18 protein-coding genes and 1 pseudogene are annotated in these 22,327 nt (G+C 42.6%); 7 read left to right on the forward strand and 12 right to left on the reverse strand.

Features of this window, described 5'->3' with window-relative positions:
- Positions 1–308 precede the first annotated feature (308 nt).
- The gene (locus Q0081_RS14415; protein WP_298354633.1) at positions 309–794 is read left to right on the forward strand and encodes a hypothetical protein; all 486 of its coding nucleotides are present in this window, start codon (positions 309–311) and stop codon (positions 792–794) included.
- 176 nt (positions 795–970) lie between these two features.
- Here Q0081_RS14415 and Q0081_RS14420 read toward each other — a convergent pair.
- Positions 971–1,114, reverse strand: a pseudogene (locus Q0081_RS14420) (2Fe-2S iron-sulfur cluster-binding protein); the annotation flags it as partial.
- Positions 1,115–1,517: 403 nt separating this feature from the next.
- On the opposite strand from Q0081_RS14420, the gene Q0081_RS14425 reads away from it, so the two are divergent.
- Positions 1,518–2,873 carry an ATP-binding protein gene (locus tag Q0081_RS14425; protein ID WP_298354635.1) on the forward strand — a complete coding sequence of 452 codons (1,356 nt, stop codon included), beginning with the start codon at positions 1,518–1,520 and terminating at the stop codon, positions 2,871–2,873.
- A gap of 45 nt (positions 2,874–2,918) precedes the next feature.
- Here the strand turns inward: Q0081_RS14425 and Q0081_RS14430 are convergent, their stop codons facing one another.
- From Q0081_RS14430 to Q0081_RS14445, 4 genes are all read right to left on the reverse strand, one after another.
- Complete coding sequence (locus Q0081_RS14430) at positions 2,919–3,671, reverse strand: SDR family NAD(P)-dependent oxidoreductase (RefSeq protein WP_298354637.1); 753 nt, start codon at positions 3,669–3,671, stop codon at positions 2,919–2,921.
- Between the two features lie 75 nt (positions 3,672–3,746).
- Entirely contained in the window at positions 3,747–5,423 is a 1,677-nt protein-coding gene (locus Q0081_RS14435) for a hypothetical protein (RefSeq protein ID WP_298354638.1), read from the reverse strand.
- 44 nt (positions 5,424–5,467) lie between these two features.
- Entirely contained in the window at positions 5,468–7,597 is a 2,130-nt protein-coding gene (locus Q0081_RS14440; RefSeq protein WP_298354640.1) for a PKD domain-containing protein, read from the reverse strand.
- 119 nt (positions 7,598–7,716) lie between these two features.
- Complete coding sequence (locus tag Q0081_RS14445) at positions 7,717–8,085, reverse strand: hypothetical protein (RefSeq protein WP_298354642.1); 369 nt, start codon at positions 8,083–8,085, stop codon at positions 7,717–7,719.
- Between the two features lie 276 nt (positions 8,086–8,361).
- Here Q0081_RS14445 and Q0081_RS14450 point away from each other — a divergent pair, with 276 nt between their 5' ends.
- The 3 genes from Q0081_RS14450 to Q0081_RS14460 all read left to right on the forward strand — a co-directional run bounded on the left by Q0081_RS14450 (position 8,362) and on the right by Q0081_RS14460 (position 11,698).
- Positions 8,362–9,087 (forward strand): NrtR DNA-binding winged helix domain-containing protein, encoded by a 726-nt coding sequence (locus Q0081_RS14450; protein ID WP_298354644.1) that lies wholly within the window; start codon positions 8,362–8,364, stop codon positions 9,085–9,087.
- Positions 9,088–9,144: 57 nt separating this feature from the next.
- Positions 9,145–10,779: a DUF5597 domain-containing protein gene (locus Q0081_RS14455; protein ID WP_298354646.1), complete on the forward strand. Its 1,635-nt coding sequence runs from the start codon at positions 9,145–9,147 to the stop codon at positions 10,777–10,779.
- Positions 10,780–11,023: 244 nt separating this feature from the next.
- On the forward strand, positions 11,024–11,698 hold the full coding sequence (locus Q0081_RS14460; RefSeq protein WP_298354648.1) for a family 16 glycoside hydrolase: 675 nt from the start codon (positions 11,024–11,026) through the stop codon (positions 11,696–11,698).
- A 331-nt stretch (positions 11,699–12,029) separates the two neighbouring features.
- Here Q0081_RS14460 and Q0081_RS14465 read toward each other — a convergent pair whose 3' ends face one another.
- The 7 genes from Q0081_RS14465 to Q0081_RS14495 all read right to left on the reverse strand — a co-directional run bounded on the left by Q0081_RS14465 (position 12,030) and on the right by Q0081_RS14495 (position 20,038).
- On the reverse strand, positions 12,030–13,322 hold the full coding sequence (locus tag Q0081_RS14465) for a prolyl oligopeptidase family serine peptidase (protein WP_298354650.1): 1,293 nt from the start codon (positions 13,320–13,322) through the stop codon (positions 12,030–12,032).
- Between the two features lie 178 nt (positions 13,323–13,500).
- Positions 13,501–15,216: a GMC oxidoreductase gene (locus Q0081_RS14470; protein WP_298354652.1), complete on the reverse strand. Its 1,716-nt coding sequence runs from the start codon at positions 15,214–15,216 to the stop codon at positions 13,501–13,503.
- Positions 15,217–15,279: 63 nt separating this feature from the next.
- Positions 15,280–15,831, reverse strand: a complete 552-nt coding sequence (locus Q0081_RS14475) for a gluconate 2-dehydrogenase subunit 3 family protein (RefSeq protein WP_298354654.1) — start codon at positions 15,829–15,831, stop codon at positions 15,280–15,282.
- A gap of 93 nt (positions 15,832–15,924) precedes the next feature.
- Entirely contained in the window at positions 15,925–17,163 is a 1,239-nt protein-coding gene (locus tag Q0081_RS14480) for a multidrug effflux MFS transporter (RefSeq protein WP_298354656.1), read from the reverse strand.
- A gap of 92 nt (positions 17,164–17,255) precedes the next feature.
- Positions 17,256–18,248 (reverse strand): aldo/keto reductase, encoded by a 993-nt coding sequence (locus Q0081_RS14485; RefSeq protein WP_298354657.1) that lies wholly within the window; start codon positions 18,246–18,248, stop codon positions 17,256–17,258.
- A gap of 93 nt (positions 18,249–18,341) precedes the next feature.
- A complete protein-coding gene (locus Q0081_RS14490; protein ID WP_298354659.1) occupies positions 18,342–19,241 on the reverse strand; it encodes an AraC family transcriptional regulator in 900 nt (299 codons plus the stop codon).
- 11 nt (positions 19,242–19,252) lie between these two features.
- On the reverse strand, positions 19,253–20,038 hold the full coding sequence (locus Q0081_RS14495; protein ID WP_298354661.1) for a hypothetical protein: 786 nt from the start codon (positions 20,036–20,038) through the stop codon (positions 19,253–19,255).
- A 216-nt stretch (positions 20,039–20,254) separates the two neighbouring features.
- Here Q0081_RS14495 and Q0081_RS14500 point away from each other — a divergent pair, with 216 nt between their 5' ends.
- Together Q0081_RS14500 and Q0081_RS14505 are read left to right on the forward strand one after the other, a co-directional pair.
- The gene (locus Q0081_RS14500) at positions 20,255–21,667 is read left to right on the forward strand and encodes an ATP-binding protein (RefSeq protein WP_298354751.1); all 1,413 of its coding nucleotides are present in this window, start codon (positions 20,255–20,257) and stop codon (positions 21,665–21,667) included.
- Between the two features lie 94 nt (positions 21,668–21,761).
- Entirely contained in the window at positions 21,762–22,307 is a 546-nt protein-coding gene (locus Q0081_RS14505) for a DUF2911 domain-containing protein (RefSeq protein WP_298354663.1), read from the forward strand.
- Positions 22,308–22,327 lie beyond the last annotated feature (20 nt).

The raw sequence follows: 22,327 nt of genomic DNA on the forward strand, positions 1-22,327 counted from the left end.
CCATTGCTAATGGGTGACAACGGACAGCAGGAAAGCGGTCGAGCCGGAGTTGCTTCGGTACAACTTTACAAGGGTGAACACTCCCTACGGTCGCGTCAGCCCTTGCTTGTTGTTGGGTGATGAGCAAAATGATTGCTTGCAAGTCCAGCGTTCCGGCGACAGGGTAGCGCATTTGATAGTCAAACGTTTTGATCCTAAGTATGACTTAATTAAACTCATCTCACTAACGAATGCTAAGATGGAGTAAAACAAACTACATCTGCCTGCCACTTTCATAAACTAACTGTTAATATTTTACATACTAAATCATGTTAATCACTACATGGGAAGCAGACTATAACCGAAATGGTTATATGGAAATCACATCTGCAAAATGTCATGTTTGCAGCAAAGTGGCAGAATGTCTTTGTGTTGATAGTTCAGAAGGTGAGTATGGGCCAGGAGCAATTTGTCTAGACTGTATCAATGAGTTTTTTGAGAGAAATGCACGCTTAACTTCAGAAGAAAAAAAAATGAGGCCACTTGACGAGATTGGCCCATACGAACGTCTAGTGCATACGATGTTTCAGCTTACTCCTGAACGTCCTTACGAATTTACCTCGGATGCACAAATGGCTCGGGCAGAATATCAGGATAAAGAGGGATTAGTACGAAAGCTTCTTGAACAAAATTACCGCCTACCGGATGGAACAGTAACTGAACAAGTTGACGAAAAGGTTGCTAGTCTTGCCCAAGTTAGTAGAACTTTTGTTAAAGATATTCGGCAAAGGTTTTTTGGTGCAAATATTGATTGACCTGAGCGTCCCCCGTTGTGCGGGGTCTTCCGCAGGGAGACTCCGTACTGAAAATAAACAGAGTGTTTGCAACACGGTAAGTGCCAAACCATCTGCCTGATAGCCTTCCAAACCCGCTACTCCCGCTTTCACAAAAACTTGCTTCCTTCATAGGCTGTTTCCCACAGCACTTTTTTACAGGCGCCACACTGCGCAATGCCACAACCATATTTAGTACCGACCAACCCAAGATGGTCGCGGAGCACCCACAACAGCGGAGTGTCTTCTTCGACATCCACGCGGTAGCCTTTGTTGTTGATTTGTAAGTTATAATTAGCCATTTTTCGGTCGCATTCACGGTTTGACTTTGATTTATAAAAAGCTGATACACCAACAGATATACCGTACAGAGTAAATGGCGAAACAGCAGAAATGTTTATCAACGATTTGAAATATTCTTCATTTATCGTAAACAAGATGTTGGGTAAAAACAGGAAAGGCTATGTGAGGCTGTATGTGAATATTACTACAATTGGCTACTTCAAAGATTTAAAAGTGACGACAAAAGCCTTAAAAGTGAAAAAAGAAGGTGAAAAGGCAAATGATATTTGAGGTTGTTGCATAAGCAATAGTCAAAAGCTTAAACCTTATCCTACACCCGCACCCGTAATAAAACCTGAAAGAGCAAATATGCCCTAAAAAGCACATTTTTTTGTATTTTTGTAGAAGTCAAGCAATACATTGATGCAAAAAGAAAACCAAAATACAGAGTGGAAAGAGTCTTGGCGTGATGAATATATCAAATGGATTTGTGGTTTTGCTAATGCCCAAGGCGGTACGCTCTATATTGGTATCAACGATAACGGCATTGTTAGTGGCGTTGATGATGCCGAGAAATTATTAGAGGATATTCCGAATAAAGTGCGTGATGTTTTGGGAATAATGGTGAATGTAAACCTACTTTCTGAAAACGACTTGCCGTATATTGAAATCATAGTTGAGCCATATCCTTACCCCATTAATTATAAAGGTCAGTACCATTTTCGGAGCGGCAGCACCAAACAAGAACTAAAAGGGCTTGCTTTAAACAAGTTTTTGCTCGAAAAAACCGGTAGGCACTGGGATTCTCTGCCTATGCCTACGGTTAGTGTTTTAGATTTACAAAATAGTGCCTTCGATTATTTTCGTAAACAAGCAATCAAATCTAATCGTGTAGAACCTTCCGTTTTGAATGAATCAAACGAAGCCCTTTTGACACATCTCAATCTAATCGAAAATGGGCTTTTGAAGCGAGCAGGTTTTTTGCTGTTTCATCCTATGCCTGACCGTTTGATTACAGGTGCTTACGTAAAAATTGGTTTCTTTTCAAGTCAGTCAGATATTCTTTATCATGATGAAGTACATGGTACTTTGTTTGAGCAAGTCGAGAAAACGATGGATTTGCTCCTTACCAAATACATGAGTGCCTATATAAGTTATCAAGGTATCCATCGAGTAGAAACCTACCCTTACCCCGAAGCGGCTTTACGTGAAGCAGTTCTCAATGCCATTGCCCACAAAGATTATAGTAGCGGTAGCCCGATTCAGATAAAAGTGTATCGTGAGGGTGGTTTGTTCATTTGGAATGATGGAGAAATGCCCAATAATTGGACAATAGAAACACTTTCTGTGACACATGGCTCGAAACCCCGAAATCCTGATATCTCAAATACATTTTTTAGAGCCGGTATGGTGGAATCATGGGGGCGAGGAATCTCAAAGATTTTAGAAGAATGTGCCAAAGCCCAAGTCCCACAACCGTTCTTTGAACTCACAATGGGCGGGGTTGATGTTCGCTTCTCGCCAAAGATTATTCAAGGGATGTCAGAAGAAACTACTCAGAAAAGTACGGTGGAAATGTCGGGAAAAATGTCGGGAAAAATGTCGGGAAAAATCATTGAAATGATTAACGAGAATGCAAAAATTACAATACCAGAGATAGCGACAGTTTTAGAAGTTACTGAAAGAACGGTTGAACGTGCCATTAATAAACTAAAAACTGAAAATAAAATTGAGCGAATAGGTGCTAAAAAAGGCGGATATTGGCAAGTAAAAAACTGAACAACCCAACACAATGAATCGCTAATTATTGGACACCGAACCCCATTAAAAAGTAATGGTTAAACCACCGTCAACCGTCAGGACGGAACCTGTCATATAACTCGCATCCGGGCTCGCCAAAAACCACGCAACACCAGCAACTTCCTCCGGCTTCCCTGCTCTTTTTAGCGGTAAATGGTCATTTTTAACGTAATTTTCATAAAACCATTCCGAATCCAGTTCATCTTTCCCATCGCTTTTTACCGACATGGGCGTAGCAATGAAGCCCGGTGCAATGGTATTGGCCAAGATATTACGGGAAGCTAACTCTACCGCCAACGAACGGGTATATTGCGTAATGGCCGCTTTGGCCATCCCATAAGACGAACTTCCAGAGGCAACTCTTTCATAATGGATAGACGTAATGTGTATGATACGACCCCCATTTTTTAACATTGGAATTAAGGCACGGCATACTTTTACTGCTCCATATAACATGGTTTGCAGGGAATTATCCCACGCTGAAAAATCAGCATCTACGGCTGATACATTTTCTGAAATGCCGATACTATTGACAAAGGCATCAATTTCTCCAAATTCCTTTTCGACCAACAACCTAAGTTTTTCAATGTCAGCGTCTTGACGGACATTCGAAACACAGGCAAAATGTCCTTCTCCTTTTAAAATTTCGAGTGCATCAGCACATTTTTTGGCATTTGACCCCGTGACAATCACCCGCCAACCTTCATTGGCAAATCGTTCGGCGGTTGCTTTTCCGATGCCGGAAGACCCTCCCAACACCACGATTTTCTTTTTCATATTTTCACTTTAAATGTTGAACTAATCGGACTTGGACTGCGTAACATCCGAAAAATATAAAAGCTTTTAAATGCTTTATCTTAAAACTCCAGGAACACCCGTCGGAATTCCTTTCGCCAAATCTACTTCTATTTTGTGTTTATCAAGTTGAGCCTCAATGATACCTGACGACATACTCGTAGTTCTGAACTTTACATCTTTGGCAAGCAAATAGCCAGTATGTTTGCCACTTACTTTTATATCAGCCTCCCAAGAAACTGGAATTTCATAGCCACCAAGTCTTAATGAGGTAGATTCTGTGCCATTTAAAATGTACTCACCATCATCCGTAAAATCCACATATTTTATTACTCTACGAGGCTCACCAGCAGAGCCTTGTGCAGGTTTCAAGGTGCTAATTTCAGCATAGCCCGAAACTTTTCCTTTCAATATTCCCTGTTCAGGATAGTTTGAAGTTGTCCATTTAAAATCTTTAAGGTCAGTTGCCCATTTCAAATCAGGAAATACTACGGGCAAAGGCTTGGTAGGTTTTCTTGAAGTGAACTTTAAAAATCTAAGTCTTCCCGAAAGTTCACCAGGTTTTACTTTGCTGGGGTCTTTTTGCTCCCAGAAAAATCCACGGGTACTTGAAGGGTGCCATGCAAAATTTCCTAAGTGATTATAGAGTTTAGAATCCTCTATATCTGTCATAAGATTTATGCCGGTATAGCCCTCTTCTGGTAATCTGGCTCTATCACCATATTTATCAACCATAGTAAGGCCATAAAAACGGGTAGCTTTATAATTACCCTTTTCAAATTCAGCGTTACGTTGGTACGACACCCCCGCAGCTTGTGGTAAACCTGCAATAAGTGGTCGAGGAATCAGACCGAAAGCATCCATGCGAGTCGTGTGTCGGTGTGTTTGAAAAACGACCCAGTTTCCATCAGGAGAAGGGTAAGTGCCTTCATCGTAGCTGAAATGTTTTGTCAGACGAGTAACACTGCCGTTTGTCAGGTCTATTTTTGCCAAATCGTAATTATTACCTTCAAATAGGGCGAGATTGATAAGTGATTTACCTCCATCAGCAAAGCTTTTTACTTCTCCTGCTCCATCAATTTTTGGTCTGAATGCTGCAAAATCAGCTTCATTTGGGCTACTTGCTACTACTTTTCCGTTGCGTAATTCATAACGGTCACCTTTTTCATCAGATACTCTTGTGAGTTCACTGACTAATACAATATATCCTCTGGTAGTTACTAATCCTGTTGCTACTTGCTTACCATTGGGTGATATATTCGTAGCTATTCGTCGAACAATTTTTGCTCCGGGAATTTCCGGATAAACCAATGGCAGAATGCGAGATTCTTTACAGTTGATGATGGATGGGCTACATTCCAAAACACCACGAGGCGAGTAAACCCTTTTTCCATCTGGGAGTGGAACAGGCATTTCATCGCCAATCTCTTCTTCCAAATCACAAGTAAGACATTTAAAATCGCTACCATCCTCTTTCATCACGGCAAGGTCACTCTTTTTTTTGCCCACAAAATGAGCCTCCAGAATGATGTGTTTTCCGTCTGGCAGATAATTTACCAAGTCAGTTTCAAACACATTCTTAGGTGTTGGTATGGTTTTCACAATAAATGGCTCTGCCTTTGGAGCAGGTGGAAGTTTGGGAATAATAGAGTAGTTTTTATCTACATTTTGTGCATATATGTTTATGCCACTCGCAAATAGGAGTGCCGTCAGGAAATTAAAATGCTTGTTCATTTTTATGCTTTTTCTTAAAAAATCATTCACCTCTGATGATGCCCTTATTTTACCACTACCCTTACCCTATCCAAATTTTGAATGCGAGTATAGGGCGTTTTTGCATCACCCTCTCTTTGCGAAGCGACTCTTAACGTTGGGAAATAAGTCCCCGATTTAGAGAATTTATAGGTTGTTTTTAGGGATGCTTGACCATTTTTCTCGTTAAAAGAAATCGTTTTTTGGCTTACAGAAAATGTACCTGCCCCCTCAAAATCCCATTCTGCCGAAACGACTTTACCCGTATGCGGCGGTACTTCTACGACTGCGGTAAATGTGACGGTTTGCCCTGCTTTTATAGCTACTCGTTTATCACCGTTTACTTTCAGGTTCACTATTGGCTGAATCCCGGCTCTTTTATTGGCCGTTTCGGGTACGACTACCTGACCGTCAACCACTTCGTAACTGGTAGAAGGTGCGGGGTCAATGCCTTTTTCCACCCAATCACTCAGGTCGAGCAGAGCCTGTTGCAGTACCCCTATATAACTGACGGTTCTTGTGGGGTCTTCCTGTTGGGTTAGGTCACCGTGTAGGGCACGGTCGGTAAACCAAAGTCTGAAGTGGTCGTTTGTCTTTTCACCTAAATTTTCAATGACTTTCGACCGATACCAATCTGCCTGCCACGGAAAAGCCTCTCTGTCCCAAAGTGATTCCAGCATAATCATTTTGCCTTTGAATTTACCGGTTGGCAAGGCTCCCGAAGCCCCCCGAGTAAACATCGGCCCTAACAAAAACGGCCCCTGCGGATACAGCGGTTCACCTTTTTCATTTCTAAATTGGTCCCATACCTTGTATTCTTTGCTTGGCACCTGATGCCGATGGTAGGTCTGAGCGGCCAGAAAATTAGAATTATCGACCACCACCTCATCGCCTTGTTTGAGTTGTGCCAATAGGCGGGGGTCAGTTGCCCCGAGTACCACTTTATCTCCTTCGTTTGCGATCAATTGAATGGTTTTGCCAGCTGCCTCGCCCGTTTTAATGAGTAAATCACCCCCAAGGAAATTTACATTGGGCATTATATCTTCCAATTGAAACGCCACGGGCAACGTCCCTTCGCTGTTTCCCAGGCTTTTCCAAGCAGCTTCAGCTGTTCCTTTTTCTTGCTCAGACATCGGCTCCACCAACTTGGCATCAACCGCCTCCGCATACGGAATTCCTTTTTTGATTTTGCTCACTTTTTGTAAACGAGCTTTCAACAAAGAGGCCGGTGGTTTTGAACCGTAATAGCCTTCCTTCGTCCAAAAGTTTTGAAAATAGGATCTATCGGCCATCGTCATACCCGAATAAATCGCTCTAAAACCGTGCACGCCCATTGTTTTATAGCCAAACCAAGATTTAGGCGGGAAGCCCATTTTGGTTACTTCCGTCAGGGCAGCTTTTTCTTCCTCGTTAAGACCGGCATACATATCACCGCTTCCGCCCGGTTCTAAAGCATCAATTATTTGCGGAAATTTATCATTCAAAATACGCATAGCGTGCATTCTTACCGAGAATACATTGGGAATAGCCATCGGTGAGCCTACCACGTAAGGCACCGCTCCGTCCCAAACACCTTCGGTATTTTCGATGCCTCCTAAGGTGCGGTAGGCTCCACCGCTACCGCCAAACGCATAGCCATAGGTACGGTGGGTGCCAAAGATATGATTGGCCACTGTTTTAGAAAATTGAGCCGCCGCAGCATTGGCTTTGTAAGCCCCGATCAAGGGGTCACCTGCTTTCTTTTGGCCTGTAAAATCAAACCTCCCTCCTCCGTTGGTTTCAATAAAATAGGCACCATGACTCACCGAAAACCCAATCTTATCCTCTTCACCGCTTGCTCCCTGCGAAAGATTTTCATTATCAGGAAACGGCGTGATGTACTGAAAAAAGTGGCCTTTGTACTGCTCTTTTGAGGGGAAATAAAAAGAGAATCGTGCCTCCGTACCTTCAAATCCACCGTGTACATAGCGATGTTTGACGGGTTTTTCCCGCCATTCGTCCACGTCAATAAACGGAACTTTGAATAAGGTATCCTTGATTACATATTCCTTAGCAAGTTCTTTGCTTGACTGCAACAACGTGTTTTGGGCTTGAGCAACGCTGGAATAGACCAGCAACAGACAAAGAATGGGGGTTTTAAATCGAATCGGCATCATGTTGGCTGGTTAATTACTTTTTGATTTACAAATGATTCGTCAGTGCTGCCGAGAAGTGACAAAGTACGAATTGAACGCATTATTCGTACTTCGTCATTCGAGGCATTCGTCATTTAAACCTATTCCTTAATTCTTTTGGCGGTGGCCTCAAAACTCATCAAGCTGCCTTTGAGGTTGTTGTCATCTACTTTATCCAGATCAATAGATATTTCTCCACCCTGAGATGATTCAAAATAAATGACCATTTTTTTGGCGGTCTCTTCTATTTTGGTAATCGGACGTTTGTCATCGGAATTCACCAATTCGCCCGTTAGTTTACCCTCTTTCCGAATGAGATTAGTCGCGAATTTTACATCGCCTCTGGGGGAACCAAGAATTGAAATCTCCCATTTTCCCGCAAAAAAGTCTGCCGGTGCAGTGCTTTGTGCAAAACCTTTAAGAGTGATTCCTAAGATGAATACGAAAAGAAAGAGGGTTGCTTTTTTCATTTTGCCTGCGGTACGTCGCCACGTTTGTTTTAAATTCACTGATAGTTGGGAGTTCGGTCAAAACAAGCCTAAAAAGTAAGCACAGACGATAAGCAAAGAAGCTGATTATTAACGCTTTTTCTTTTATAGAATGAGGCATTTTGCTATTGACGAAACAAAGGTAGAAAATTAAAAAGTATATTGTATATTTTTTATACAATAATTTTTATCCAATTGTTTATCTTTGCAGTGCAATCGCTGTTTTGCCCATTTTTCCGCTAAAATCAACCTACAAGGATGAACAACCTAAGTGAACAAAACTATATCCAACAAATTTCAATTGATACCGTACTATTCGGCTACGAAGAAAAACAGCTGAAAGTATTGGTGCCCAAGCTTGATTTTAAAGGCGATTTTTGGGCGCTGCCGAGCGGATTTGTTTACCAAGGCGAGGACATTGAACAAGCAGCGGAACGAATTCTTCGTGACAGAACGGGTATCAGTAACATCTATTTGGAGCAGTTTCGTGTTTTCGGCAAGGCCAGTCGCAACAGCATGGAATTTCTCGACCGTTTGATTGAACTTAACCCCGAAAAATTGGGGGAAAAACGCCATAAACAACAGGAATACGACTGGTTTACCCAACGATTTATTTCCATTGGCTACTATGCCTTAGTAGATATTTCTAAGGTCGTTCCTCAAAAAAACACACTTGACGAATCCATTGAATGGTATGCTCTCCATGAGTTGCCTGTGATGATTATGGATCATCGCCAAATCGTTGAAGCGGCACTGCAAGCCCTCCGCAGCGACCTTGACGAAAAACAGAATGCATTTAATCTGCTGCCAGAAACCTTTACGATGAAAGAAGTGCAGGAACTGTACGAAACCATATTTGACAAGCCTTTTGTCCGAACCAACTTCCAAAAAATGATTCTGGACCTTGACGTATTGGAACGTCTGGAGAAGAAATTTACTGGTGCCGCCAACAAAGCCCCCTATTTGTATAAGTTCAAAAAATAGTGAGCAGATTATTCCGCCGCTACTCTTTTATCTTTTTACTGAATAAACTTCCTCCTGATGAATAAATTGCGGCGCGCTTTCACTTACATTTTCACGTTGGTTTTCTTCCCTCTTTTCGTCTTCAGCCAATCGCCAACAATACCTCACCTCACTCAAAAAGGAACGGCGACTCAATTGATTGTTGACAATAAACCCTTTATCATTCTCGGCGGCGAATTGGGCAACTCAACAGCTACCACCGTGCAAAATATGCTGACCGTTTGGCCAAAGCTGAAAGCCATGAACCTTAACACGGTATTGGTGCCAGTCTATTGGGAATTAATCGAGGCGCAGGAGGGCAAATTTAACTTTTCGCTGTACCGGGAGTTAATTATCGAGGCTCGAAAAAATGACATTAAACTGATTTTTCTGTGGTTTGGGAGTTGGAAAAACAGCATGAGCAGTCACGCGCCAGCGTGGGTCAAACTTAATCAGGGCAACTACCCGCGCGTGAAGGATAACACGGGTCGCAGTCAGGAAATCTTGAGTTCGTTGAGCGAAAATGTCTTTCAGGCCGACAAGCGGGCATTTGAACATCTGATGCAGTTCATCAAAGACGTTGACGGCAAAGACCACACCGTTATCATGGTTCAGGTCGAAAATGAGATTGGGATGCTGCCTTCGGCGAGAGATTATCAAGCGTTGGCGGAAGAAGCTTTCAAGAAGCCGGTTCCTGCTGAATTAATCAACTATTTACAGAAAAACAAAGAAAAACTCGTGCCCGAATTTTGGAAAATTTGGCAGGCAAACGGCTACAAAACGACCGGCGATTGGGAAGCCATTTTTGGTAAAAGCTTAGCGACTGACGAGATTTTCATGGCGTATTTTTATTCAAAATTCAGCAATCAACTGGCCGAAGCAGGCAAAAAAATCTATCCGTTGCCCATGTTTGTCAATGCCGCGCTGAATCGGGAAGGTCGCGAGCCGGGTAATTATCCAAGTGCCGGTCCGTTGCCGCATTTGATGGATGTCTGGAAAGCGGCCGGCTCGTCGGTCGATTTTTTGGCACCCGATTTTTATAACCCTGATTTTAAGCATTGGTGCGACCTCTACACCCGTCAAGGAGATGTATTATTTGTGCCCGAACACGCTTTTGATAACACCGTAGCGGCCAAAGCTCTTTTTACGATTGCGCATTATGAAGGTCTTGGCTTCTCTCCTTTTTCCATCGAATCCACCCAAAAACCGACAGAAGAGCCTTTGGGCAAAATGTACGGACTGATCAAAGAATTGAGCTCGCTCATTACTGCCAATCAGGGTCAGGAGAAAATCAAGGGCGTATTGCTCAGTAAAAAAGACCCCGAAACCATCCTCAGAATGGGCAATTACGAATTTACCTGCAAGCATGATTACACCCTGAGCTGGACACCCGGCGCACGAACCGAGGATTGGCCATTGGGCAGCGCCATTATTATTCAAACGGGTGACGATGAATTTTTTGTGGCGGGTACGGGTGTGGTCATCACCTTCAAGCACCGTGACAACAAAGACCTCAATGTGGGTCTGCTGAAAGTAGACGAAGGGAATTTTGAAAATAACGTTTGGCAAGTAAAGCGCCACCTCAACGGCGACCAAACGCATCAGGGCCGTCATGTGAACATTCCCACAAATCAGATACAAACGCAGCGAGTGGCGTTGTATTTGTATAAATAGTTGGTATAGAAGAGTTTTTGCCTTTGCAGGTGTTTTTCACCTGAGAAGGTATTGGCGGCATCAAACCGTTCGATTTCTTTCCTAACTTAGCCGTTCTATCGTAACAATCTTTTATGAAGGCACTCATTCATTATTTTCATGAATACCTCCCCCTTGATGAGGACGAAATAAAACTGATTACGTCTTAGATGCAGAATAAAAAAAATCTTAAAACCATCTTTTATTCGACTTAAATCCCCATTTAGTGAAAACTACATACCACTATTTAATCGCCTGTCTATTAATTATTTCCAAGACAGTATCGGCTCAGAAAATCAAACTCACCGCCAACATTCTTGTACCCAATCAAGTGTACACGTCCATCGAAAAACTGGATGGTAAACAGGCAGTAAAAGTGGTCAAAGATTCTACCCTACAGGCAGTGGATGAAGCCACTTTTGTACGAATCAAAGACATTAATTTCAAAGACGGAATCATTGAAGTGAAGGTACTGAGCCGATTGCATAAAAAAGCGCGCCCTTCCGACCGTGGGTTTATTGGCATTGCGTACCGAATCAATGAAGACAATTCAAAATTTGAGTGTATGTACATTCGTCCGACCAATGGACGCGCCGACGACCAGGTACGCCGTAATCATTCCATTCAATACTTTTCCTACCCGGATTTTAAATTTACAAGATTAAGAAAAGAAGCCCCCGAAATGTACGAATCCTACGCCGATATGGGGCTGAACGAATGGATAAAAGTCAAAATTGAAGTAAAGGGGAAACAGGCCAAATTGTTTCTGAACGACAACAAACAGCCCTCTTTGGTCGTGAATGACCTAAAATTGGGAGAAAACGTTTCGGGGGCTCTGGGTTTATTTGTAGATGTGGGTACCGAAGGGTATTTCAGGGATTTGAAGGTCACAAAGCAATAATCGACACCTAAAAAAGAATAGCACTCCTGACTTCAATGGAATGCTTTTTTCGCCTTTGCAGGTGTTATCCACCTGCAAACTTACAGCAACATTTTTACCTAAGAATCTACTTTCTGCTCACCGTTTTCATCCCTTTTTTTCGCCTTTGCAGGTGTTATCCACCTGCAAATTTATTGCAGTATTTTCGTCTAAAGGGTATTTGCGGTGAAAACACCCCCAATTGCGCAAATGAGTATAAGAACTTGTATTGAAAACACCCACAAATCAATACGCCGAAGCCGCATGATTGGATTCATACCGCTTCGGCGTACTGACTCTTAAAGGCATCGGATTATTTCTTCGCCTGAGCCGCCATCCATTCCATCAACGATACCGGACGGCCATCAAGTTTTACGTAAGAACCGTCATACTCTTTAAAGACCTGATTAGCATGGGAATATATCCATGACCAATGCCCGTTGAAGTAATAATTTTCTCCGCCGAACATACCGGTCAAATCAATGACGTGGTCAAAAAAGCTGAAATGAACGTTTTTTGCCCCGGCTTTTTTTAGTCTTTCATACACGGGAACAGCCGTCAATAAAGGGTCCGTAACCTTATCATCTTTGGATTGGATAAACCAAATAGGTACGTTCTTAATACTGTTTATCTGACTGTCAGTTATATACTGCGACTGATACGCCAACGCACTGATGTATCCCGCGGCAAAATAAGAAGGCTCTTTCAATATCAGTTTCAATGACATATAGCCCCCGTTGGAACAGCCCCCTATATAAATTCGCTTGGGGTCAATCATTGGATGTTTGTTTACATAATCCTTTATTAATTTCATAAGTCCCACATTGTAAACATCTTCTCCATCTCCTGACTGCATTTTCCCATCTTTATCGTGCATCCAGGCACCGGGAGTCTGCGGCACCAATACATAAGCCGTCCCAAAATATTTCTGAATATCGGGCGATGCATAATTGAATGCTTTGTTTCCAAGCAGAGCAACACTTGGGTCGGTTCCGCCTTCGCCGCCGCCATGAAGCCAGATGATAAGCGGCAGTTTTTTGCCACTATTTTTGGGTACATAAGAAGCAAAAGTCAGACTCTTGCCCGGCTCATATTCGTATTTTCCCTTCAAATCAAATTCATCCGCCAACGGCATAATTCGGTTCTTCTCTTTGTTCCAAACCTGATTTGTCTTTGTATTGGTGACCGTTACTTTATAATTTACCCATTGATTGCCTCGACAGGCGGCTTTTTGAGAATATTGAAGTGCCGAACAAATAGGCGAATTGGGGGCAACCGCCAAAATAAGGGTAATAAATGAGCCTTCTTCCACCCTGTTTCCTTTGTGGTCAGATACATACGCAAAAACCACCGTTCGGCTTCCTTTGGCAGATGCAGCGGAAACTTCGGCACAAGGATGACTTCTCTCAGCCATAACGGAATAATCCTGAATCTCCGCCGTTTTAGTTGGAGCATCTAAACCTACTATTACCTTATTTACCATCGGTCCCCAATCAAAGCCCTCCACCACTAAGGTATATTCCGGATTGGATGCATTTTTGGAATAGGCAGATTGGGTACTCCCCAAAGCAAGAAGCAGTAGGGCGATCAATTTTGTGAATTTCATTTTTTCTTTTTGTTACGTTTTATGTGATCTACTTTTGCCTTTGCAGGTGTTATCCCCTGGCAAATGTATTTTCGGTATTTTTTGCCTAAAAACCTATTGGCGGTGAAAACACCGCCAATGGCGCAATGCACGAATAAACATTCGTGCCGCTTCGGCGTACCGATTCGCGGCCCAATATTTACGACTCCCTTTTCTTCAAAGCCTTCACGGCATAGTCTACCGCACGGGCGGTGAGGGCCATGTAAGTAATAGACGGATTTACGCACGATGAAGAGGCCATCGCGGCCCCGTCGGTCACAAACACGTTTTTGCAGTCATGCACTTGATTGTAGGCGTTCAACACCGACGTTTTAGGATCACGCCCCATGCGAGCCGTTCCCATATCATGGATTCCTAAGCCCATGTGCGTTGGTCGATCATACGATGTTACATTTTTAAAACCTGCTGTATCGAGCATCTCAACCGCTGAAGCTATAATATCTTTACGCATTGCCCAATCGTTTTCGACAAATGCGGCATCTGTCACTATCATCGGAATCCCCCACTTGTCTTTTTTCTCGGAGTCAAGATAGATTCTATTGTTCGGGTTTGGCAATATTTCACCAAAACCACCAATTCTGATTGACCAAGGCCCGGGCTTGGTAAGGCTTTTCTTAAAATCTGCCCCAAAACCATCGGCATTGACACCACTTTCCCACCCTTCACGGCTTGCTCCGCCCTGATACCCAAAGCCTCTCAGATAAGCCGTTTGTTTGTCATTGCCCCAGTTTCTGAAACGCGGAATATAGAGTGCATTAGGGCGTTGACCGTACACATAATCGTCTTCAAACCCATCAATCGAAGCCATTGCACCGGAGCCCAATTGGTGGTCCATGAGGTTTCTCCCCACTTGATCGCTGTCGTTTCCAAAACCATTCTGAAAGCGATTCGATTTTGAATTAAGCATCAAGGCTGCCGTATTGATTGAACCTGCATTTAAGAAAATGATTTTGGCAAAGAACTCCGTAACGGCATGGGTATGCTGATCGATTACACGCACCCCGATTGCCCTTTTCTTTTGTTCGTCGTAGATAATTTCCGAAACGATCGAATCATGGAGTATAGACAACCGCTTGGTCTGCATGGCAGCCGGAATAGCCCCCGACAATGAACTGTAATATCCACCATAAGGGCACCCCCGGGCACATTTGCTACGGTATTGACAGGATGCTCTTCCTAAGTCGGTATGTACTTTCTGGGGTTGGGTGAGGTTGGCAATCCGACCGATGGTCACGGGGCGACTGAGTTTTTCGGTCATCATTTTTTTGAAGTGAACCTCGGGCGCAAACATCGGCATAGGTGGCAAAAAATGGCCGTCGGGCAGTACGTCCCAACCTTCTTTTTGGCCGCTTACTCCGACAAATTTCTCTACATGCGCATACCAGGGCTCCAGATCTTCGTATCGAATAGGCCAATCAATCCCAATTCCTTCTTTGGCATTTGCTTCAAAATCCTGTTTGTTCCAACGATACGATTGACGTCCCCAATGCATGGATTTCCCCCCCGTATGGTAAGCACGGATCCAATCGAACGGGCGTTTTTCAATGTACGGATTTTCTTTGTCATTGGTCAGGTGGTTTACGACTTCTTCGCTGCCCAAGCCCCAAAACCGGCTGTTGGCCCAACGTTCTTCGGCTGAAACGTTAGTGGTTTTGCCCCGATGCTCAATTTCCCAAGGCTGTTTCATGGCGGTATCGTATCCTTCAATGTGTTTGATTTCACGACCGCGCTCAATCATCAATACTTTCAGACCCCTTTCAGTTAGTTCTTTGGCCGCAAAACCGCCCGTCATGCCTGAGCCTACGACTACCGCATCAAACGTATTATTTTTAGTTGCTTTTATAGTTAAGTTCATGATTTAAAGGATATTAATAATTGAAGAATAGTGCCGCGAATTCACAAATAAAATTCCTGACAACTAATAAGCATAAGCTTTTTGATTGGGTTTGAGCTTGATATTCTCCAATTTTCCGGGAATCTGCACGTAGTCAAACGAAGCCTTTATTCCTGCTTCTGAGGTGAAATACCCCAGTAAGGTAAGTTCTTTCATCAATCGCCAAAAAGGAGTTCCTTTCGGCATGGCCTTCATTTTTTCTTTGGTTTGTTGCTCCAAATACTTAAGTACCCCCCGACGCTCCGCTTCGTTCAATTCCAAAAACTTCACCTGTTCCATCGACGCCAACCCTTCCGTAAAACTCAAATGCTCCGATTGGGCATAACAGTCTTTCAGCATCATTTCGATGAAAGCAGGCACTCCAGCATCTTTTGCGCCGGGGGTATCGGTTCGGGGGATAATCATTTCAGCAATTTCGGCCACAATTTTCCGGTGTGTATCCGACAAGCTGAAAGCGGCTCCTTCGATAGTAGGACTGGTAGCCTGTTCCCAATGGTTCATCGCCATGAGGGTTGGCGCGGAAAACGCTCCTCCCAGCATCAATGCGACATTTTTAATAACTTCTCTTCTGTTCATTTTGTTGTAGAGTTGACTGACAAATCGGTATCTGCTTATAAAGCTTAATTATGCCGTTTTATAACCTTTGCGTTTGTGACAAAGGTGTGCTATCTATTGGATAGCCTTGCCTGTAGTAATTGCCATAAAGGTTCGCGTGTCCTTTCTTCCCTTCTTTATCACTAGTCGCCCTATTGTAAAAATAGCCAACCCCAGCAAAGCGCAACCCGCCATTACGCCCGTCATGGGCAAAGTAGTACCATTGCTTAGGGCACCTACTAGGGCGGCCGCCAACGAGCCGATGCCCATCTGTAATGCACCCATAAGAGCCGACGCACTTCCTGCTTCTTTTGAAAACGGAGCCAACGATAACGCCGAGGCATTGGGAAAACTAAAGCCCTGACAGCTCAAAAACAGAAAAATAAGTACAATGGCACTGTATATATTTAACCAACCAAAAACGGCGGTGGCGAATAAGAGCAGGCCAAAACCGGTCTGAATGCTTAACGAATACTTGACAATTGTTTCGGAATAATACCTTCTCAATACCAAACCGTTCAATTGGCTGCTTAAAATTAAACCGCCCGCCAAAAGGCTGAATACCCATCCAAATTGTTGCTCTGACAATCCAAAGATTTTCATAAAAACAAATGGTGCCCCCGACACATACGCATAGATCCCGCCCGATACCATAGAGCCTGCAAAGGCGTATGTAAAAAACTGAGGATTTTTAAAGATTCCCCAAAAAGTTTTGGTGATATGGGCAGGCCGAAGCGACAAAGAAGTATCAGGCCCTTTGGTTTCAGGCAAAAAGAAAAAGACAGAAAACAGCAGAAAAAGACCAATGCCCGCCTGTAGCCAAAAAACGGAATGCCAGCCCAAATGCACGATCAGGTAACTGCCTACCGTTGGCGCTATCATGGGCGAAACGCCGAGGATAAGAATCAGGATAGAAAAGATCTTTGCGCTTTCGTGTACCGGAAAAACATCCCGTACAATGGCTCGGGAAGAAACCATCCCTACACAACCACCCATTGCCTGTAACAGGCGAAAAGCGATGAGCCACTGAATACTGCCCGCTACCGCACAGGCGGCCGAGGCGACCACATAAATAGTGAGGCCGATCAACATTGGTTTTTTACGCCCAAAGCGGTCAAGCAATGGGCCATAGAGCATTTGTCCAATGGAAATGCCGATAAAAAAACTGGACAGGGTATACGAAACATAGTCTACCGTGACGCCCAAATCTTGGGCGATGATGGGAAAACCCGACAAATAGGTATCGATGGAAAAGGGACCAAGGGCTGAAAGTAAGCCAAGAATCAAAATCAGTATGGTTCGGTTGTATTTCATTCTTTATCAAGAAATGGATGTTTATAAAGCAAAAACTTGCCCAAAAGAGGTTTCAATCTATTTGGGCAAGTAAAATAAAAAGGCAAAATACATCAAAGTCCAGTACTTTTCTCCATCGCCTCTGGATATCTCGTTCCCATCACTTTTACTTTTTCTGATACTTCGGTTAATTCTGCCAATTCGGAATCAGTAAAAGTTACGTTTATTGCTCCGTTATTTTCCGTCAACCGATGCAATTTAGTCGTGCCCGGAATGGGGACAATCCACGGTTTTTGAGACAATACCCACGCCAGTGCTATTTGTGCATTGGTCGCATTTTTTTCTTTGGCAAAACGCTCAATAATTTCCAAAAGTACCTTGTTGGCGGCAAGGGCATCTTGTTTGAAGCGGGGCAGCAAATTCCGAATGTCACCATCGGCAAAAGTGGTACTTTCGTCCATTTTTCCTGTCAAAAAACCTTTGCCAAGTGGGCTATACGCCACCAAGCCAATGCCTAATTCTTCAATGGTCGGAATAATTTCGATTTCGTGCTGACGCGTCCAGAGAGAATATTCACTTTGCAGTGCAGTAACGGGTTGTACCGCATGGGCTTTACGAATGGTCGCAGCCCCTGCTTCCGAAAGACCAAAATGTTTTACTTTCCCTTCCTGAATCAAGTCTTTTACCGTACCAGCCACGTCTTCGATGGGTACATTGGGGTCCACCCGGTGTTGGTAGAACAGGTCAATTGCTTCTACTTTTAGCCTCTTTATTGACTCTTCGGCTACAAGTCTAATGTTGTCGGGGTGGCTGTTTACGCCGCCGTACTTCATGTTTACGCGGTCAATCTTAAAGCCAAATTTGGTGGCAATGACAACGTCGTTGTTGAATGGTGCTAAGGCTTCGCCTACCAATTCTTCGTTGGCAAATGGTCCGTATACTTCGGCCGTGTCAAAAAATGTAACACCCTGCTCCACAGCCGCACGAATCACTTTGATCATTTCTGACTTTTCACCAGGCGGTCCATAGCCAAAGCTCATTCCCATACAGCCCAATCCAATGGCTGACACTTCTAACTTGTCGTTTCCTAATGTGCGCTTTTTCATTTTCTTACTTTTTGTTTATTTGAACGCGGATTTTCACAGATTTAAAATCCGTATTTATCTGCGTTGCGTCAGCATCATCTGCGTTCAATTGATTTATACTTTTCTAAATTTCGACGGACTTGATCCTATCTGCTTTTTAAAGAAATTATTAAAGTGCGTTACCTCCGTAAAGCCAAGTGAATAAGCGATTTCGGCAACATTCCAGTTGCTTTGTTTCAACATAATTTTGGCTTCCTGTAAAATCCGCTCGGCGATCAATTGAGTGGTTGTTTTTTCGGCAACCTCTTTAACCGCCCTATTCAAATGATTTACATGAACATTCAACTGATTGGCAAAATCGGAGGCCGATCGCAGATTGATATTCGGGTGGTTTTCATCAATCGGAAACTGCCGCTCCAAAAGCTCTAAAAACAATGTAGCAATGCGTTGGGAGGCATTGATTTGCGGCTTATCCAATGTCGTTTGCGGCTCCATTTTCATGGCAAAATGCAGAAGTTCAAACACCAAATTCCGCAAGACATCATATTTATGCAAATAGTCTGACTCGATTTCTTCAAACATCTTCTCAAATATCGGCCTGATTTTCTCCACTTGGGCCTCGGTCAATTCAAACACATGATTTCCAGTGGGTTGAAAAACCGAATATTGGTTCAAATCGCCATATTTATGAAAAAAGTGCTGATTGAAGATGCAATAATACCCCTCCTTGATGTTTTTCAGATTATCGCATTTGTACGGAATTTGGGGATTGGAGAAGAAAATTGCCTGTTTTTTGATAGAAATCACTCTATCGGCATAGTTTATTTCAATCGGTCCTATTACTAACATCACCTTATAATAATCTCTCCTTTTATAAGGCAACGGTTTTGTTTTACCGGGTTCGACAGACTCATGCTCGAATACATTAAAATGCCCGATTTCGTTTTTTAGGTTTTCGGGTATCCAATCAAATTTACGTTTGTAGAACTCTTCTATTGATTCAACTTTTTCCATAACAGCGAGTTTCAGTACCTCTTAAATTTCCCTCCGAATACATAGTTCAGACCCACATTCCAATTAAAATCTTGGGTGACGATCGTGCTTTTTATTTTTTGGTTCATCATCGCTCCAATGGAAATCGGCCAATTCTTTTTAGCTATCCCTAACGAGGCTGCTACAAAAAAACCTTCTTTGTCATCTGTCTTTAAATAAAACACCTGAGGATTAAGTCGTCCCGTAATGTCTTTTGTGATTTTCAGGTTTGAAAAAGCCGCCCTTAGCGACAGATAATGCGTGTTTTTGGTTGTTCCTACGTCAATGCCGCGTCCATACATGTAGTACAGGCTCATACTTACCTGTTTGTTTACCACAAAGTTCTGATTCAATTCCTCCGTAAGGTAACGCCTCGTGACAATATAATTGCTCTCCACTCCTTTAATCACGGCATCTTCATATCTAAAATTAAACCCCGGATGAACCCCTACGCTCAGTTGATATTTTGGACGGCGTATCACTTTATGTCTTAGCCAAAATAAAAACGACCAAGGCTTTCCTTCCAATGAAAAACGCAGCTCAGGTTCAAAACTCGTTCTTTTCCCCCCCACTGTCAGATTAATAATAGTCGCAGGTTTACCCAATGAAAACGAAGGGATATTGGAAAATCCATTATTGGTGACATTGATTGTCCCGTTGAACGTTAAGGGAGTATGAGTAGTATCAGGTTTTTGACAGAACGTTTTTTGAAAAACAAAAATGAAAAGTAAAGAGAGGAGCGCTTTTCTTAATTCATTGCTTTGGGCAGAGGTAAACATCACATTTAGTTTTTATAATTTAACATTACAAAATTAGAGCGGACAAGCGACGTTTTTTAACAATTTTCAAAGGAAAACTTACGAAAATCAAACATTCATTCATTACTAGGAAACACATTCCACTTTTAATTACACATTCCGCTAAATATGATTTTATTATCAGCGAAATATACTATATTTGAACTACTTTTCGCTGATAATAATTTACATTGAATGATGGTAGGACGTACTGAAGAAATAACCATTATGAAGCAACTCTTTACCTCAAAGGAGGCTGAATTGTTAGCAATAGTGGGACGAAGAAGGGTTGGAAAAACCTTTTTAATACGTGAAGTTTACAAAGAAAATATTGTTTTTGAATTTGTCGGCATCCAAAACGGCAGCCGAAAAGAACAGCTCAACAATTTCTTATTTGAACTGAAAAATACCTTTGGTAAAGAAAATATTCCTGCCCTGGTTGACAATTGGCTTGAAGCTTTCCAGGTATTAATTACCTCATTATCAAATATTTTACCCCAAAAAAAACAAGTAATATTTATTGATGAACTGCCTTGGATTGCCGGGCCTAAATCAGATTTCTTAAAAGCATTTGGATATTTTTGGAATAGCTGGGCCTCTAAAAATAATGTAGTAGTAGCCGTTTGCGGCTCTGCCACTTCGTGGATGCTCAAAAACCTCGTCCAAGATAAAGGCGGCTTACACAATCGAGTGACCCGTACCCTCTATTTACTCCCTTTCACCTGCCGGGAAACACACTTGTTTTTAAAAGAAAGAGGGATAAAATTCAATGAACAGCAGGTTACAGAATTATACATGGCTTTGGGGGGAATCCCCTATTATTTGAAATTGGTAGGCAAAGGGATGTCTGTACCGCAGGTATTGGACAAATTGTGTTTTGAAGACAAAGCCCCTCTAAAACAGGAGTTTCAAAGTCTTTACGCTGCCCTATTTACCAATGCCGACAAGTACATAGCGGTCATAAAGGCATGTTATTCGCAATGGAAAGGGGTTACCCAAAACGAAATTGTAAAATTGAGTGGCATTCCCTCGGGAGGAACGCTTACCCAAATAGTGGACGATTTGGAAGTATCAGGCTTTCTGACTTCCACCATGCCGTTTGGAAATATAAAAAAAGAAAAACGCTACCGATTGAGCGATGAATTTTCGGTTTTTTACCTAAAATTTATGGAAAACAAGAAGAACACCAATTTCAATTTAATCAACCAAAGCCAAGCTTTCAAGGCATGGCAAGGCTATTCTTTTGAGAATTTTTGCTTTAAACATATTCATAAAATCAAACAAAAACTGGGCATATCAGGCATTATTTCCAATCAATACGCCTACGCCATAAAAGGAAACGGCGATTTTGAAGGCAGCCAAATAGATTTGATTATTGACCGTAATGACCAATGTATCAATATTTGCGAGGTTAAATACTTGGACAAACCACTGGTCATTAATAAGCAGTACGGCCGACAATTACAGTTACGCTTAGAAAATTTTAAATGGCAGACAGGCACAAAAAAAACGTTGTTCCTGACCCTGATTACCAAATCGGGTATTCAAACCAACCATTATGAAGGACATTTAGTAGATAGCGAAGTAGTTCTAAGCGACTTTTATCGTTAAAAAAGGATTATATTTCACCATCAGTTGAGTAATTCTCACCCTGATTCTGATTTTTAGTTAATTACTCAGTTTATTAACCACAAACAACCACGCAATGAAACAAAACATCAAAGTTCTGACACTCAGCCTAATTTGCTTATTTGTGGCAAACGTTATGTCTTTTGCCCAGGGAACTCCACCAGACAAATCAAAACGACCAAGTCAGCCGGTAACTACTTCCGGAAAATTCGGCAATAGTACGCTAACTATTGATTACAGCAGTCCTGCCGTAAAAGGCAGAAAAGTTTGGGGAGAATTAGTCCCCTACGATAAGGTGTGGAGAGCAGGGGCCAATGAGGCAACGATTGTTACAACCGACGGCGAATTGACCGTAGCAGGCAAAAAACTTCCCGCCGGCAAGTACTCATTTTATGTAATGCCGACGGAGAAAGATTGGACGATCATCGTTAATTCTCAAACAGGTCAATGGGGCATCAAACGAGGCGGTGAAACAACTCGCTTACCTGAAAACAATGTATTTACGGCATCGGTAACTCCAAAAAAATCAAGCAGTTTCAACGAAAATCTGGTTTATGAAGTAACCAAAGAAGGATTTGTCCTCAAATGGGAAAATATGGAGTTACCTGTTTCAGTCAAGTAAACAATCTTTGCAGGTGTTTT

It is taken from the genome of Runella sp., from assembly GCF_027484545.1.
GTDB lineage: Bacteria > Bacteroidota > Bacteroidia > Cytophagales > Spirosomataceae > Runella.

Excerpts from the sequence above, each read along its gene's own strand:
- Q0081_RS14415 (WP_298354633.1), top strand. The coding sequence starts at position 309 with ATGTTAATCACTACATGGGAAGCAGACTATAACCGAAATGGTTATATG.
- Q0081_RS14430 (WP_298354637.1), bottom strand. The coding sequence starts at position 3,671 with ATGAAAAAGAAAATCGTGGTGTTGGGAGGGTCTTCCGGCATCGGAAAA.
- Q0081_RS14440 (WP_298354640.1), bottom strand. The coding sequence starts at position 7,597 with ATGATGCCGATTCGATTTAAAACCCCCATTCTTTGTCTGTTGCTGGTC.
- Q0081_RS14480 (WP_298354656.1), bottom strand. The coding sequence starts at position 17,163 with ATGAAATACAACCGAACCATACTGATTTTGATTCTTGGCTTACTTTCA.
- Q0081_RS14455 (WP_298354646.1), top strand. The coding sequence starts at position 9,145 with ATGAATAAATTGCGGCGCGCTTTCACTTACATTTTCACGTTGGTTTTC.
- Q0081_RS14435 (WP_298354638.1), bottom strand. The coding sequence starts at position 5,423 with ATGAACAAGCATTTTAATTTCCTGACGGCACTCCTATTTGCGAGTGGC.
- Q0081_RS14485 (WP_298354657.1), bottom strand. The coding sequence starts at position 18,248 with ATGAAAAAGCGCACATTAGGAAACGACAAGTTAGAAGTGTCAGCCATT.
- Q0081_RS14465 (WP_298354650.1), bottom strand. The coding sequence starts at position 13,322 with ATGAAATTCACAAAATTGATCGCCCTACTGCTTCTTGCTTTGGGGAGT.
- Q0081_RS14495 (WP_298354661.1), bottom strand. The coding sequence starts at position 20,038 with ATGTTTACCTCTGCCCAAAGCAATGAATTAAGAAAAGCGCTCCTCTCT.
- Q0081_RS14470 (WP_298354652.1), bottom strand. The coding sequence starts at position 15,216 with ATGAACTTAACTATAAAAGCAACTAAAAATAATACGTTTGATGCGGTA.
- Q0081_RS14490 (WP_298354659.1), bottom strand. The coding sequence starts at position 19,241 with ATGGAAAAAGTTGAATCAATAGAAGAGTTCTACAAACGTAAATTTGAT.
- Q0081_RS14500 (WP_298354751.1), top strand. The coding sequence starts at position 20,255 with ATGGTAGGACGTACTGAAGAAATAACCATTATGAAGCAACTCTTTACC.
- Q0081_RS14505 (WP_298354663.1), top strand. The coding sequence starts at position 21,762 with ATGAAACAAAACATCAAAGTTCTGACACTCAGCCTAATTTGCTTATTT.
- Q0081_RS14475 (WP_298354654.1), bottom strand. The coding sequence starts at position 15,831 with ATGAACAGAAGAGAAGTTATTAAAAATGTCGCATTGATGCTGGGAGGA.
- Q0081_RS14445 (WP_298354642.1), bottom strand. The coding sequence starts at position 8,085 with ATGAAAAAAGCAACCCTCTTTCTTTTCGTATTCATCTTAGGAATCACT.
- Q0081_RS14450 (WP_298354644.1), top strand. The coding sequence starts at position 8,362 with ATGAACAACCTAAGTGAACAAAACTATATCCAACAAATTTCAATTGAT.
- Q0081_RS14425 (WP_298354635.1), top strand. The coding sequence starts at position 1,518 with ATGCAAAAAGAAAACCAAAATACAGAGTGGAAAGAGTCTTGGCGTGAT.